The sequence below is a fragment of the Ketobacter sp. GenoA1 genome (genome assembly GCF_003671475.1).
Classification (GTDB): domain Bacteria; phylum Pseudomonadota; class Gammaproteobacteria; order Pseudomonadales; family Ketobacteraceae; genus Ketobacter.
In genome coordinates this window covers 543,201-558,013 of sequence record NZ_RCHM01000009.1, presented here as the reverse complement: position 1 = coordinate 558,013, position 14,813 = coordinate 543,201, and the positions used below count along the sequence as shown (strand labels likewise).

The window sequence follows — 14,813 nt, the reverse complement described above, 5'->3', positions numbered from 1 at the left end:
TTATTCTTCTTCTCTTATTGGTCAAATCGTTGTTATTGGAAAAGTATCGGGAAAGGCACCGCGCAGGTGCAATTGAGCCTACGCGGTGTTCTTCGTCAGATTCTCTTTTTCTTCTTTTTGCTCGTGCTTGAGATCTTTATCATTTAATTCGGAAGCAAAGTGATCGATGAGTGCTTTCACCGTGGGATAGCGCATCAACTCCGTTGCCGGAATGGTCCTTTCAATACGATCCTGCAGGCGGTCTACCAAGTCGATGGCTTCAATGGAATCCACGCCCAACTCAGAAAAGGTGACATCCAGATCGATATGATGCGGCTCCACATTGAGCTTGTCGCTTACCCAGGTCTGCATCTCCAGGTAAAGCTCAGACTGCCAGTCCATGAACGGACGCTCTTCGACTTTGCGCTTGGTCTTGGCCACCACCTGTGAGGCATTGGTTTCAAATGTATGCAGGGGTGCAAAGTTCCCCAGCTCATAGATCTTCTTGGCCTCAGTACGCTGGATCTTGCCACTGGAGGTTTTAGGCAGGGTACCCGGAGTGATCAGCACAATGGCTTTCGGGGTTACCCCATGACGGGTGGCCACAGCCCGCGACGCCGCAATGGCCAGCTGCTGGAAATCGGTCTGATCCCCACCGGCATTGGACACCTCCTGCATAATGACCAGATGTTCCTTGCCTTTATCCGTCACCGCAAACGCTGCCCCGCAACCCTTACGGAAAGTGGGATTGGAGGATTGCAGAGAGAATTCAATATCCTGCGGATAGTGATTTCGGCCGGCCACGATGATCAGCTCTTTGATCCGCCCGGTAACATACAGCTCATCCTCATGCATGAGGCCGAGATCGCCGGTGCGCATGTAAGGGGTCGCAGTGGCATCCCCTTTAATGTTGGCGCGGAACACACTGTCCGAGAAGCTGGGTTTGTTCCAATAGCCCTGGGCCACGGAGGGGCTGTTCACCCAGATCTCACCCACTTCGCCCGGGGCACATTCCTGCTGTGTTTTCGGGTCAACGATGCGCACATCGGTTTCGATGGCCAATACACCGGAGCTCACCAGCGGAGCGGTATCGGCCTGCCCCTTGTCGGCAGCCTTCAACTTACCCTTGCCCAAATAATCCAGATCCGCATCCACCACTTTGGCTCCGCGGGTGGCAGGAGAGCCGGCAACAAACAGGGTTGCCTCCGCCAAGCCGTAACAGGGTAGGAATGCACTGGCATCAAAGCCGCAGGCACTGAATTTATCGGCAAAGGTATTCAGGCTGTCTACCTGGATAGGTTCGGCGCCATTGAACGCCACCTGCCAGGTGGACAGATCCAGTTGCTCCATCTGCTCTTCGCTGACCTTGCGGGCACAATACTGATAGGAAAAATTGGGTCCACCGCTGACTTTGGCGCCCATGTCCGAGATGGTTTTCAACCAAATGAACGGGTTCTTGAGAAACGTCAGTGGCGACATGAGGGTCACATTTGCACCGGCATAGACCGGGGTCAACACCCCGCCAATCAAGCCCATGTCATGAAACGGCGGCAACCAGATGACGGTTTTATAGCGGGGTGCTACGTAATCCAGATCGTTGGAATGGGCAAATGTCCAGACTATTTGCTGGAAATTTGCGATCAAATTCTCGTGACTCACCATCACCCCTTTAGGGTGTCCGGTGGAACCAGAAGTGTATTGCAGGAAGGCCACATCAGAGGGGTTCGCATCCGCCGGCTCAAAGCCGGAAGCGTCCTGCTCTGCCACCAGAGAATCGGTGGGAATACAAGGTAAATTGATGCCGTTAGTGGGATTTGCCACCCAGGCTTCGATCATTGGCATCAGCATGCTGGAAGAGAGTATGGCGCCTGCCTCACAATCCTGTACCACGCGCTTGAGGCGGTCGATATCCCGCGCGCCCATGGGTGGATAGGCCGGAACCGGCACACAACCCGCATACATACACCCAAAAAAGGCACGAATGTAGTCCAGGCCGGGGGCATACAGCAACATCAGGTTGCGCCCGGATAAGCCTTTCGCCACGAGGCCCGCAGCGATCTTGCGTGCTGATTCGTCCAGCCCGGAAAAGGAAATGTTGCCTTCCGGTGCGCCGCTTTCGGACAAAAAGGTCATAACCGGGGCATCACCCCGCTCTGCGGCTCGCTCTGAGCTCATTTGAACCAGGTTCTTGAAATCTTGGAACCCTTTCATGTCTACCTCCACCTACTGTCTTTACCCTGTGTTTCAAGACGAAGGTGTGCTCATAGGGATAAAATGGCGTGATCAATACCGGCGATTCAGTGGCTGCCAGGCCACTTCTTTGAATCCAGTCGGTTACGTCGTGTATTGCCCTTAACTGCCTTTTATTATTTTTATCAGCACAACCCATTGGCAGAGCCAGTTTAAGTTCGCGCTCCTCGCTAAAACTTGTAAGATGCGGCCAAAAGAGTGACAGTCTGTAATCAGAATGTGTATCTATAAACACAACCACTACAAGTTTGCTCAAAGGCTACGCGAATCAGTCCCTAACCCTGACAAATCTCCAATTTCATCTCACCGCTTACAGCTCTATTCAGAAAGCGATCAAGTCTTCACCATCTTCCTGAGTTAATGTGGCCAAAACCGTTCTCATTGAGGCCAAAAACTCAGGGGCCCTATCTTGAATAAAGAAATGCCCACCTTCAAAAGCTTTGTGTTCAAAGCGTGATGTGGTTGAGCTTTTCCACGCGGCTAACTCACTGACGCTGGCCACTTTATCCTCAGTTCCTGAATACAAGTAGACAGGTATGTTCAGTATCTGATCAGAAGTCGATTTTCCTTCATCATTGAGTTTTAAATCTGCCTTAATCACCGGAAGATAGAACGCCATCATTTCCTCACTGGCCCGAATGGCCTCCGGCAAGCCTCCCAAGCGTTCCAATTCGGCCATAAAGCGATCTTCTGACAACTCTGTAATCTTGAGCTCCGGATCAAGATGGGGTGCTCTGCGGGCACTGGCGATCACCCCCAACACTCCAACTCCCTGCTGTTGCAATGTGTGGGCAGTTAAAAAGGCCACCAGCGCACCAAAACTGTGTCCATAGAGCACAACATTCTTCTCGCGAAAAAAATCCGACTGCTGGGAAAACTGCTCCACAATAGCGTGCACCGATTCTGCAAACGGCTCACTGTGCAGGCTTTCCCGCCCCGGATAATTTGCCGCCCAGACCTCAGCGTCGGGCAAATGCTCACTCCAGCTGCGATACATGGAAGCCCCTCCTCCGGCACAGGGAAAACACACCACGCGATACTCAGCGGAGGGCTTGGCATTGAAACACGCCAGTGACTTATTTTTACCAAAAATCATTGCAGACCTCATAGCAAGATGATTATATGCCTTGAACAAAAGCGCCCATACTACCGCGGCGATTGGCGGAATCAAACGAAGAATAACAATAATGAAACCATTGAGTTTTATTCAGTTAAAACTGATTGCCCTATTGATTCTGGGATTGGCATTTGCGCTGTCGATGTTTATACCGGATATAAACTACCGCAGTGAAATCACTGACTACTTCCGCAAAGACAACCCTGAAGTCGAAAATTTTCATCAATTGGAAGCACGCTTTGGCCTGCAACAAACTTTATTAGTATTGTTGACCAGTGAACAGGGCTCATTTCTGAATCCCCACAGCATAAATACCCTGTTTGGTCTGGTTCAGAATATTGAAGCGTTGGATGGAGTGGCGCGCACCCAGTCCCTGCTTTCCACCGCCATCAGTAACCAGCGGCAAGACACCCGTTCCCTTTACCGGCACCTGGACAGCGGTGCTCCATTGACGGATTCAGTATTAGGCCAATTGGCTGACAACGTCAGCCAAAGCACGCTCCTCGCACAAGACGGTACGGTGGCCAGCATTCAGATCGCGTTCACCGAGCAGGACAAAATCAGTGCACTCTATCCACAGTTAAACAACATTCTTCAACAACAGTTTGCCCAGGCAGGTCACGGTACTGTAAGCATGTTGGGCCCGGTGGAAATCAAACACGCCTTACACCAGGCATTGTTGCACGACGGTTTCTATCTGATGCCGCTGGTATTGATCATTGGCCTTGGGGTGCTGTGGTACTTCCTGCGCTCCTGGTGGCTGGTGGCATCCGGCGCCACTTCCATTATCATCGCCCTTTGGCTTACCGCAGGGATGGTGGGCTGGCTTAAACTCACCATTAACCAGACGTCGGCACTGGCCTTCTGTATCGCCTTTATCATTGCCCTGGCCGACATCATTCATTTGTTGATGAGTTTTACCCACCAGGATCCTGCGCTGTCACGGCACGACGCCATGCTGAATGCGTTGCGCAGTAATTTTGTTTCTCTGTTTCTCACCAGCCTGACCACCGGTATTGGGTTTCTCAGCCTCAATGGCAGTAGCTCCCCGGTGTTTGCCACCTTTGGAAATATCGCGGCTATCGGCGTCGCCTGCGCATTCGCTGCAGCCGTTTCCATCACCCCCATCATGGCGGTGCTGATCAATACCCGGGCACGCAACCTGGAGCCGGATGTATTCCAGCGCTGGAGTAGAAGCCTGAACCGGTTTCGCGGTGGGCTCAATGGGTGGCACTACGGTGTTTTTTACGGCGCCAGCCTGGCCCTGTGCGCGTGCCTGTTTCTGAACGAATACCATAATGATCCATTGGACTATTTTGCTGATGATTCCCCCATCATCCAGGCGACCGACCTGTCGGAAGCGGCGTTCGGCGTGCATCACCCGATCAGCGTGCAACTGGATTCCAAAACCCGGGATGGAATCTACGCCGAAGGTTTTATTCGCAGCGTTAAAGCGTTTGAAAACTGGCTGGAAGCGCACCCGCAGGTTGCTCACCACAACAGTTATCTGACGGTGCTGACCCAGCTTAAACGCCACGTACATCAAGGCAGCCTTAAGTGGAATGCAACCCCTACCAGCGCATCCGAAGTGGCGGACCTGTGGAATCTGTACGAGATGTCCTCACCTGATAATTCACCACAAAGTCTGGGGCTGGATAAGCATTTTCAGTCCGCCGTGATTTCACTGGGCATACCCCGTATGAGCAGTTCAGAATTGATCGCGCTGGAGCAGAACATCAACACCTGGTTTCAACAAAACGCGCCACACATCAATGCATCCGTCACCGGCCATGCCGTTTTATTTGCCAGTATCGGCAAACAGCTCACCAGCAATATGTTCATCGGCGGCCTGCTGTCGGCCATGGTCATTTCCATTCTGATCGGATTATTCCTGCGCAACATGCGTGTCGGCATACTGTGCTTGATTCCCAATCTGTTTCCCGCGGGTATTGTTTATGGCATCTGGGGCAGCACCGTCGGCATTATCGACATCGCCGCCGCAGGCACTCTAAGTATTAGCCTGGGCATTGTAGTGGATGACACCATCCACATTCTGAAGCGTTATCTGGGTTACCGGGAATCCGGATTACCGCCACAAATCAGCATTGAGAAAACCTTCGAAGAAGTCGGCTCTGCATTAATGCTGACAACCTTGATACTGAGCCTGGGTATGCTGGTGTTGACGCTGTCGATCTTTGGGCCCAATCAAACCACCGCGCTGTTAATGGCCAGCATTATCCTGGTGGCACTCCTGTACGATTTGATCATGCTGCCACATCTGCTGGAGCGCTTTGATGGTTGGTTGTTTTCAGGATACAAGGCAAAAACCGCTGCAACTGCCGCCACACCGCAGTTGCAGTAATCTGCACTCAGCCGCGGCGGCGTAATAGCGCAAAAGCAAACAACAGACCCAATACACCAATCCCACCACCAAACTTCTTGGTGACGTAATTGTTACTGTTGTCGGGATCCGTATCCGCGCTGTCTACACCGGCAGAAAAATCCATCTTGTTTTCATTTGCCGTTCGCACCCTGATGGTGAACGTTAATGACTCCCCGGCCAGTTGTTCCGACCAGCGGCAGGTGTAGTCGGTAACGTTACAGATCACCCCAGGGGGCGGTGCCAGGCTTTCCAGCGTCACCTGCGCGGGAAAAACATGACTGGCCACCAGATCTTCAGCCTGGTCAGGCCCGTCATTGGTAATCACCACCTTGTATTGAATGGTGCCGGTGCCGTCGCCGTCTTCAATGTACTTGCCATTGTCACCCTGTAACGTCACCCGCAAATCGCTTACCGCACTGGGTACCGTCAGGCCCATAATCCGTTTCACCGCCTCCTCTGAATCCAGCAATCCGCTGCCGCACCCTGCGCAGTTGCCGATGAAATTCTGGGTCGTATCCACCAGTGCTGCCGCCAGTTCCGCCGGGGTGGCGTCGGGCACCGCGCTGCGCATCAAGGCGATGGTTGCGGCTACCTGGGGTGCCGCCATACTGGTGCCTTGATAGGGCTGATAGTTGTTGACTGCCGGCTCAAACTGCCCCGAATTCAGCGTGGACCAAATGCCACTCAGGTCATCACCAGCCACCAGGCGTCCGCCGGGAGCCGCCAGATCCACCACCGAGCCGGTATTGGAATACGGTGCCTTATCTCCGTAACGATCAGTGGCCGCCACATTGATCACACCATCGCAGTTACCGGGCGCATAATCATTCGCATTGGCATTGCTGTTTCCCGCCGAAGTCACCACCATCACACCGGCGCCGACGGCAGCATTGATGGCTTCGGAATAGGAAGGCCCACAGGCGCCGGTAACGGTGCTGCTGAGGCTCAGGTTAACCACGTCCGCCGGCGTTGGATTGGGTGGCACGTCCGCTACGTTGTAGCCGGAGGCCCAGTAAATGGCATCCACAATATCAGAGGTATAGCCACCACAACGGCCCATCACCCGTAACGGCAGAATACCGGCATCATAGGCCACACCGGTCACACCAATGCCGTTCACCGGCGCCGCCGCAATGCCGGCCACATGACTGCCATGCCAGGAGCTGTAGCGATCCTGCTGTGGTTGCCCCCCACCACAGGCGCCCGCCGTGACCCCGTCCCCCGGATCCAGTGGGTTGTTATCCCGACCATTGCCATCGTTGGCCATAAACAGGTCGGAAACAAAATCATAGCCAGCCAACGTATTGGCAATCAAATCCGGGTGGGCAAGTATTCCGGTATCCAATACCGCAATCACCGCTCCACTGCCGGTACTGAAGTTCCAGGCGTTGTCTGCGTTAATGCCAAACAAAGGAGACTGCAAATACCACTGGAAATCGTAGTAAGGGTCTGCGGTGGGCACCATTAACAGATCAGGCTCAACATAGGCCACATCCGGGTCAAAACTGAGTTGATTCATCACATCCAGCCATGCCTGCCGTTGCCGTGACTCGGACATGGTCACCACATATGCACCATTGGCCATCGGCCGCCCCACGATACCGGACACACCCAAAGTCTGCAGGCGCTGCAAGGCCCTGGGGCTGGCGCGCTCAGCCTGGGATAAGGGTGTCTTGAATTTTACAATCAGGCGATCGGTGGCCGATTGCAGATCACCGGCTGCCACACTGACACCGGCCCCCATAACACTCACTCCGAATAACACAGCTCGACAAAATCCCCGTGACCACCCCGTTGGCCGCCCCTTCATATTGCTACTCCATTTTTATTGTTCTGTTTTAGCCTCATACTAATTGAGGGCATCGCTTATCACAATTACAACTTACACCCGCCGCAAGCTGCTGCCACCAACCTAAACCATTTCATGCTCTATTGACAGCAACCGCCACCCTCATCCCTGCGATGTCAAAACAGCCCACTGTGGGCTGTGGTTAAATCGAGGCAATGACTGGGGCGTCACCTTGTCTGTCAGCCCCCTCAACTATTCTTACAAGAAATGGCCGACTCCCGGCACCACAAAGGAATCCAAATGGGCACTATTGCAGAAACCGCATCCAGACTACCCCGTAAACCCAGCACCAGGGTAACCCATATCCCGGGCGAAAACGGCCTGCCGGTGGTGGGGTTCACCTTTGAGTTTCTGCGGGACTTTCCCGGCCTGGTGGAGCGCATGGCGCAAAAGCACGGCCCGGTGTTTCGTTATCGCGCGGTCATGCAGGACGTCATCACTCTCACCGGCCCGGATGCCAATGAATTCATTCTGAAAGACGCTGATCACAACTTTTCCAGCAAGAAAGCCTGGGACATCATTCTGGAAGAACTATTCCCCAACGGATTAATGCTGCGGGATTTCGAAAACCACAAGGTACATCGAAAAATATTGCAGGGCGCTTTCAAAAAGCCCGCCATGCAAGCCTATGTCGAGAAAATGAATCCACGCTTTGCCGACGGTATCGCCCATTGGCCCCAGGGCAGCAACATGTTGTTCTTTGATCATATCAAGGACCTGTTGCTGAACGCCGGTGCTGAACTGTTTCTGGGCATTCAAATGGGCAAGGAAGCCAACAGGGTGAACCAATCCTTTATCGCCGCGGTGGATGCCTCCCTGGCGGTAGTGCGCCTTCCCATCCCCGGTACCACCTGGTGGCGCGGCATCAAGGGGCGACGTTTTCTGGAACAGTTCATCGGCTCTCTGGTGGCCGCAAAGCGCCGCAGCCAGGACAACGATTTCTTTACCCAGATCTGTCACTCGCGGGGCGAAAACAACGAGGAACTGACCGACCAGGAAGTGATTGATCACATGATCTTTCTGTTGTTTGCCGCCCATGACACCACCACCAGCACTCTGTGTTCTCTGGTGTATCGACTGGCCAAGCACCCGGAATGGCAGGAAACATTACGGCAAGAGATTCTGGCCCTGGGAGTGGACAACCTGACCTACGATGATCTGGAAAATATGGAGAAAGCCAGTTTGGTGTTCAGGGAAACCCTGCGCATGCATCCACCTCTGCCCACCATACCCAGGCGGGCCATCAACGACTGCGAATTCCAGGGCTACAGGATTCCCAAAAATGCAGCAGTGGGTGTCGTGCCGATACACACCCACTACATGGAAGAATACTGGTCGTCCCCCTACAAGTTCGACCCCGAACGTTTTAGCCCGGAGCGGGCCGAGCACAAACAACATTTCTACCAGTGGGTGCCTTTTGGTGGTGGTCACCACAAATGTCTGGGGCTGAATTTTGCCGAAATCCAGTCCAAGGTGTTCTTATTCCAGTTTCTGAAAAAATACCGCGTGACGGTGGCTGAAGGCTACGAAATGCCAACTCAGATTGTGCCGCTGGCGGTTCCTAAAGATGGATTTCCCTGCACATTGACCCCGATAGACTGATTCCGACTTTGCATAACCCTACTGCTGGCCGGGCGCCTCGCCCGGCATTTTTTCGCCACCGTCCTGGTTGAGGCTACGTCGGTATTTTGAAGGTGGCATGCCGGTCCAGCGCTTGAATGCGCGATGAAAAGCGCTCTGCTCTGAGTACCCCAACATCATGGCAATATCCAAAAAATTGTAGTCATTGCGGATGTATTCCAGGGCCATGCGCCGACGCAGATCATCCACCATTTCCTGAAAGTTAATGCCCTGTTTGGCCAGCGCCCGCTGCAGGCTGCGCTCATTCTGCTGCAGAAATTCACAGGTCTGCTTCAGGGTAGGCGCCCCATGGGGCAGATTTTCCACAATGTAACGCTGAACTGTTTCCACCAACTCGTCGGTGGCCGCCAACGATTGCAGTACCTGGCTGGCATGCTCCTCCAGAATGATCTTCAGCCGCGGATCACGATAGGCCGACACTTGCTGCAGCCCGGCCAGATCCACTGTAATCTGGTTGCAGGGTTGATTGAAGTAACAGCGCGATTGCAGGAACTGGTCATAAAAATGCGGCCTTGGGCCACCATCGTGCTGAAAGCGAACACTCAGGTAATGGGTCTCATCGCTGGTGGTGGCACGGGATAACGACAAACTGCTGGAAACGAAATAGTCCACCACATGTCGGCTGCAGGTGCCGCCCTGCAGACTGAACTCACAGCTCAAAGTCTCACTGTCTGACGTCCATTTCATATTGAGGGCATTGGTCACGATGGTGGCAAACTGCTGGATATACTGGATGCCTTCGATACCGTTCTCGCCGGCCATGATCAGATACCCCAGGCGCCCCCAGTGACGGGCAAGAAAGTTTTCCCCCACTTTCAAACCAATATACGCTTCACCTGAAAACTTCGCTGCGGCCTCAAACAGGGTGGAAAACAGCGCAAAATCCACATAGCCATTGGCAGCTTCATCATCGGGATTAAAACCCTGCTGCTGATAAAAATCAGCCGCAGACAAGCCGATACTATCCAGGTATTCACCGATGGCTTCAATCAGTTCAATCGCAACATGTAAGCGTGGTGTCGTCATTTCTTATTTGGCTTGATCTTGATTCTGTTATGATGAGACTTGTCATCGTTACCTGGTGTTGAATAGTAATATGTCCAACAGCGTTGTTGCCGAAATCCTTATTGAAACACTCAATGATGAGCCTTGCGAACTGGTAAAGCTGCACAATGGCCTGATCATTGCCTTAACCCCCACTGCACTGGGCTGTTACCGTGATCAGCTATCCCTGCGTGACCCGTTAGGCAACGGCTTGCTGTCTTTTTGTGCTCTCGCGCCACAGCAGCAGATTCGATTCGAGAATCAACGCTGCATCAGTACCTACAGCGGCGGCTATGTGGGCTTGCTCGATGGCAAAGCCTTGTTAATCGCACCGTACAAGGTTCGGCTGTATCCGAACAATCAGGATGGGTTACGCGGACTGAATTGCCTGGCCGAACTGGAATTACCTGAAATCGACGTGCTCTAGGCCTGCGAACCCCGGCCTGCACTGATCCTGTTTTACTCTGTCCTCGATGTCTATGTTCCCGGATGTCTATGGCTCCAGATGTCTATGGCTCCAGATGTCTATGGCCCCGGGTGTAACTCAGTCATCGCGCCATCGGCTATAGGGGTTCGCCACCAGGTTAACATTATAGTAGCGCGGATCACCGGAAACCTCCTGCCCGATCCAGTCCGGCAAAGACACCACCTGATCTTCGGATTCCAATTCCACTTCCGCCACCACCAGGCCGCTGTTTTCACCCTCAAACACATCGATTTCCCACATCACACCCGCTGCGGGGCGGCAGTATCGGGTTTTCTCGATCAGTGGACGCCGGCACAGGCTATCCAGCATCTGCCGGGCATCCTCCAGTGGAATCGGATATTCGAATTCCATCCGTGCCAAGCCCTGGTTTTCTCCTTTGATGGTTAATCTGGCCTCTTCACCCTCAAGCCGCACCCGCACCGTGGCCAGCCCCTGGCTGGGAATATAGCCCTGGCGGAAAGGGGTACCCTGGATAGCCGTGCCATCCTCGTTGAACCGCCAACGGTCACTGCTTACCAAAAACTTACGCTCGATCTCAACTGCCATAAGCACTCGTTCAATCCATTTACACGGGTTAATACTACAGGAATCGGCCCAACCGCAAAAAATGCACGATATGCTGCCGTACCCGTTTGTCATTCATGATGAAGGTGTGGCCCACAGCCAGTGCCCTGAAGTCTTTCATGCCTGGATGCCGGCTGCGGCTCACGGATACTTTGCCATCGTTGTCCTCGCCGAACAGAGGTGTAAACCAGGGTTCATAGGAGGTACGCCCGGCGATCACCCCCACGTCCAGCGGTAACTGATTCTGCTCCCGGGACAGCAGCTGCAGCGGCACACTGGATTCATCGGTTCCCAACTGCAGAAACGCCGGCCCCATGATGCGCGGCAGCAGGGGAATGCGGCGCAGCACATCCACCACCTCACTGCCCTGTGAAGGGGGCGCCAACATCACCGCACGGCCCAAACGCCCGGGATGGATATTCCAATGCTGTAACCCGTAACGTAACAGAATCCCACCCAGTGAATGGGTCACGAAATGAATCTGTCCGGTAGCGGGTAGGGACGGCAGCAGATCGTGCATCAGGTTGCGACACAACTCCGCAACCGTACCGCTTCTGGAGGCGTACCCCTGGTTGATGACGTGAAAGCCCTGCCGCTTCAAAAAACGCGCCAGCCCCATCATCGCCAGCGGGCTGCGACCCAGGCCATGCAACAGTACCACCGTGTCTGCCGACATAGTCCAGTTCCTTGAATGGTAAACGTTGTTCAATTATGCTTTTGAAACAATAACAGAAAGCATATCCCGCCTCTACCATAAAACAGGACTCGACATGGCTCGTCGCAATGATCATACACGGGAAGAAATTCAGGGGATGGCCATCGATGCTACCCGCACCCTCATCGCCAAAGAAGGCCTGGAGGGGGTCAGCGCCCGCAAAGTGGCACAGAAAATCGGTTACACCGTCGGCACACTGTACCAGAACTTCGAAAACATCCATGAACTGATTCTGCATGCCAATGCCTTCAGCCTTACCCAGTTACTGGTCGAGCTGGAAAAAGTCTATCAGGCCGAACCCCGGGCGTTACCCCGGATTATCCGGATCGCCAACACCTATCTTGATTTTGGCCAGCGCCATGAAAAGCAATGGACCGCCATCTTTCGGCACACTTTGCCACGGGATTTCATCATGCCCGACTGGTACCAGGCTCGTATTGATGCCCTGTTTTCGCTGATTGAACGGGCCGTCAGAGAGCTGGCCCCCGGCCGTGACAAAAAGCAGATTCAGCTGGCATCACGCACGCTGTGGAGCAGCGTACACGGCATTTGCATTCTGAACATCGGCAATAAACTCTACTCCGACAACATCGCCACACCACAAACGCTGATGCAGTCTCTGGTCACCCATTATTTAAGCGCCTGGATACAGGAAGGAAGCAAGGCATGAACCAGAACAGCGAATCCCGATCCCAATTCAGCTTGCTGAAAACGGTGCGCTTTGCCCCCTTTTTCTGGACTCAGTTTTTCGGGGCGTTCAATGATAACCTGTTTAAAAATTCCCTGTTGGCGCTACTGACCTTCGGCGTGCTGCAATCCGGTATGGAGCTGTCCAAGATGAACAATCTGGGGGCCTTACTGTTTATATTGCCGTTCTTTCTGTTCTCCGCCCTGGCCGGGCAGCTGGCAGACAAATATGAAAAATCCCTGCTGATTCGATACATCAAGGGCCTCGAAATCATCATCATGCTGCTGGGAGCGGTGTGTTTTCTCTATCTGCAAACCTGGGGCTTGATGCTGTTATTATTCCTGATGGGCACTCAATCCACCTTCTTTGGCCCCATCAAGTACAGCATCATCCCCCAGCACCTGCGCGCCGAAGAGCTGGTGGGGGGCAACGCCCTGGTGGAAACCGGCACCTTCATCGCCATCCTGATCGGCACCATTGCGGCCAATGCCCTCAGCGACTGGCCGTCCGGGCCGCAGATTGTGGCCTGCGTCGTGGTGGTGGTTGCCCTGCTGGGGTTTGCTACCAGCCTGAAAATACCGCCGGGAAACGCCCCCAGCCCTGATCTGAAAATTCGATTTAATCCGGTGACCGAAACCTGGCATACGATTCAATTCAGCCGTGAAAACAAGGCAGTGTTTCTTGCCATTATGGGCATATCCTGGTTCTGGTTTCTGGGTGCTGCGTACCTCACCCAGATATATGAATACACCAAAGTGGACCTGGGTGGCGCATCCAGCGTGGTGATGACCCTGTTGTCGGCATTTTCCATCGGCATCGCTGCCGGTTCGCTGTTATGCGAGCGTCTGTCGGGTCATAAAATCGAACTGGGACTGGTGCCCTTGGGTTCCATCGGGTTGACGGTATTTGGACTGGATCTGTTCTTTCATACCACCCCGGCCCACGGTGATGAACTGATCGAAGTGGGCCAGTTTCTCTCGAATCCCATGAATTACCGGGTGATTTTTGACTTCGTTATGGTTGGGCTTTCCGGCGGACTGTATATCGTACCCCTGTATGCCATGGTGCAGTCGCGTTCCGCAGAGGAACACCGCTCCCGAATCATTGCCGCCATCAACATCATGAACGCGCTCTTTATGGTGGTATCCGCCGCAACCGGTGTCCTGTTGCTGGGGGTTTTGGATCTGAATATTCCGGAATTCTTCCTGGTGCTGGCCATTATGAATGCGGTGGTCGCCTGGTTCATCTATACCATCATTCCGGAATTCGCCATGCGGTTCCTGATCTGGATTATTACGCACACCATGTATCGGGTAACCCACACCAACCTGCACAAAATACCGGATGAGGGCCCCTGTGTGCTGGTGTGCAATCATGTGTCCTACATGGACGCACTGATTATTGCCGGCGCCTGCCGACGTCCGGTGCGCTTTGTCATGTTCAAACCCATCTACGATCTACCGGTGCTGAATTTTATTTTTCGCACCGGCAAGACCATTCCCATCCACGCCAAATCAGTGGATCCGCAAACCTATGAAAACGCGTTCAGGCGCATTTCGCAAGAACTGCGGGAGGAGGAAGTGGTGTGTATATTCCCGGAAGGCAAGTTGACTCAGGATGGGGCAATTGACGAGTTCAAAACCGGCATCGAAAAGATCATCGGCAAAGATCCGGTGCCCGTTGTACCCATGGCGCTGAAAGGCTTGTGGGGCAGCTTCTTTAGTCACAAAGACAGCAAAGCGCTGAGCGGGATGCCCAGACGGTTCTGGTCCAAAGTCGAATTGGTGGCCGGTGATGCGATTGCCCCCGATCAGGTGACAGCAGCCCTGTTGCAGGAGAAAGTGTCGGCCTTACGGGGCAACCATCCATAGCCTATGGTTTGCCAGTTTATTACGCCACCTGCTGCGTTGGCGGTTTACCTTCATATTAAGTTGCATATGCGGCTGTAATGTCCGGCTATGATGTCCGGCTGTGTAGGCAGCGGGCATCTCCAATTGCGGGGTTCCGGTGCAGGAATCCATACCCGCTGTCACCCGGGTCAACCGCGTAAAACAACCAACAGTTATATTCAGGCCCTGCGCTATAACACATCGAAC

At 53.6% G+C, this 14,813-nt stretch carries 11 protein-coding genes; 5 read left to right on the top strand and 6 right to left on the bottom strand.

All coding sequences use genetic code 11. The annotated features are described in order from the left end of the window. Nucleotides 1-78: 78 nt before the first annotated feature. Both D9N13_RS03955 and D9N13_RS03950 read right to left on the bottom strand, forming a co-directional pair. Nucleotides 79-2,190 carry an AMP-binding protein gene (locus D9N13_RS03955; RefSeq protein WP_290586138.1) on the bottom strand — a complete coding sequence of 704 codons (2,112 nt, stop codon included), beginning with the start codon at nt 2,188-2,190 and terminating at the stop codon, nt 79-81. 361 nt (nt 2,191-2,551) lie between these two features. Next, nucleotides 2,552-3,364: a thioesterase II family protein gene (locus D9N13_RS03950; RefSeq protein WP_290586135.1), complete on the bottom strand. Its 813-nt coding sequence runs from the start codon at nt 3,362-3,364 to the stop codon at nt 2,552-2,554. A gap of 52 nt (nt 3,365-3,416) precedes the next feature. Between D9N13_RS03950 and D9N13_RS03945 the strand changes: the two genes are divergently transcribed. Then, nucleotides 3,417-5,708: an efflux RND transporter permease subunit gene (locus tag D9N13_RS03945; protein ID WP_290586132.1), complete on the top strand. Its 2,292-nt coding sequence runs from the start codon at nt 3,417-3,419 to the stop codon at nt 5,706-5,708. A gap of 7 nt (nt 5,709-5,715) precedes the next feature. On the opposite strand, the gene D9N13_RS03940 is transcribed toward D9N13_RS03945, so the two are convergent. After that, nucleotides 5,716-7,494, bottom strand: coding sequence for a S8 family serine peptidase (locus tag D9N13_RS03940; RefSeq protein WP_290586128.1), 1,779 nt, complete (start codon nt 7,492-7,494; stop codon nt 5,716-5,718). A gap of 324 nt (nt 7,495-7,818) precedes the next feature. Here D9N13_RS03940 and D9N13_RS03935 point away from each other — a divergent pair, with 324 nt between their 5' ends. Then, complete coding sequence (locus tag D9N13_RS03935) at nt 7,819-9,180, top strand: cytochrome P450 (protein ID WP_290586126.1); 1,362 nt, start codon at nt 7,819-7,821, stop codon at nt 9,178-9,180. An 18-nt stretch (nt 9,181-9,198) separates the two neighbouring features. Here the strand turns inward: D9N13_RS03935 and D9N13_RS03930 are convergent, their stop codons facing one another. Continuing rightward, the gene (locus D9N13_RS03930; RefSeq protein ID WP_290586123.1) at nt 9,199-10,245 is read right to left on the bottom strand and encodes an AraC family transcriptional regulator; all 1,047 of its coding nucleotides are present in this window, start codon (nt 10,243-10,245) and stop codon (nt 9,199-9,201) included. Between the two features lie 70 nt (nt 10,246-10,315). On the opposite strand from D9N13_RS03930, the gene D9N13_RS03925 reads away from it, so the two are divergent. Next, nucleotides 10,316-10,690 carry a hypothetical protein gene (locus D9N13_RS03925; RefSeq protein ID WP_290586121.1) on the top strand — a complete coding sequence of 125 codons (375 nt, stop codon included), beginning with the start codon at nt 10,316-10,318 and terminating at the stop codon, nt 10,688-10,690. 117 nt (nt 10,691-10,807) lie between these two features. On the opposite strand, the gene D9N13_RS03920 is transcribed toward D9N13_RS03925, so the two are convergent. Beyond that, complete coding sequence (locus tag D9N13_RS03920; RefSeq protein WP_290586118.1) at nt 10,808-11,296, bottom strand: CYTH domain-containing protein; 489 nt, start codon at nt 11,294-11,296, stop codon at nt 10,808-10,810. Nucleotides 11,297-11,330: 34 nt separating this feature from the next. After that, nucleotides 11,331-11,990 (bottom strand): esterase/lipase family protein, encoded by a 660-nt coding sequence (locus D9N13_RS03915; RefSeq protein ID WP_290586115.1) that lies wholly within the window; start codon nt 11,988-11,990, stop codon nt 11,331-11,333. 94 nt (nt 11,991-12,084) lie between these two features. Here D9N13_RS03915 and D9N13_RS03910 point away from each other — a divergent pair, with 94 nt between their 5' ends. Together D9N13_RS03910 and D9N13_RS03905 are read left to right on the top strand one after the other, a co-directional pair. Next, complete coding sequence (locus tag D9N13_RS03910; protein ID WP_290586112.1) at nt 12,085-12,699, top strand: TetR/AcrR family transcriptional regulator; 615 nt, start codon at nt 12,085-12,087, stop codon at nt 12,697-12,699. After that, nucleotides 12,696-14,588 (top strand): MFS transporter, encoded by a 1,893-nt coding sequence (locus tag D9N13_RS03905; RefSeq protein WP_290586109.1) that lies wholly within the window; start codon nt 12,696-12,698, stop codon nt 14,586-14,588. Before D9N13_RS03910 ends, D9N13_RS03905 begins: the two co-directional genes overlap by 4 nt. Nucleotides 14,589-14,813 lie beyond the last annotated feature (225 nt).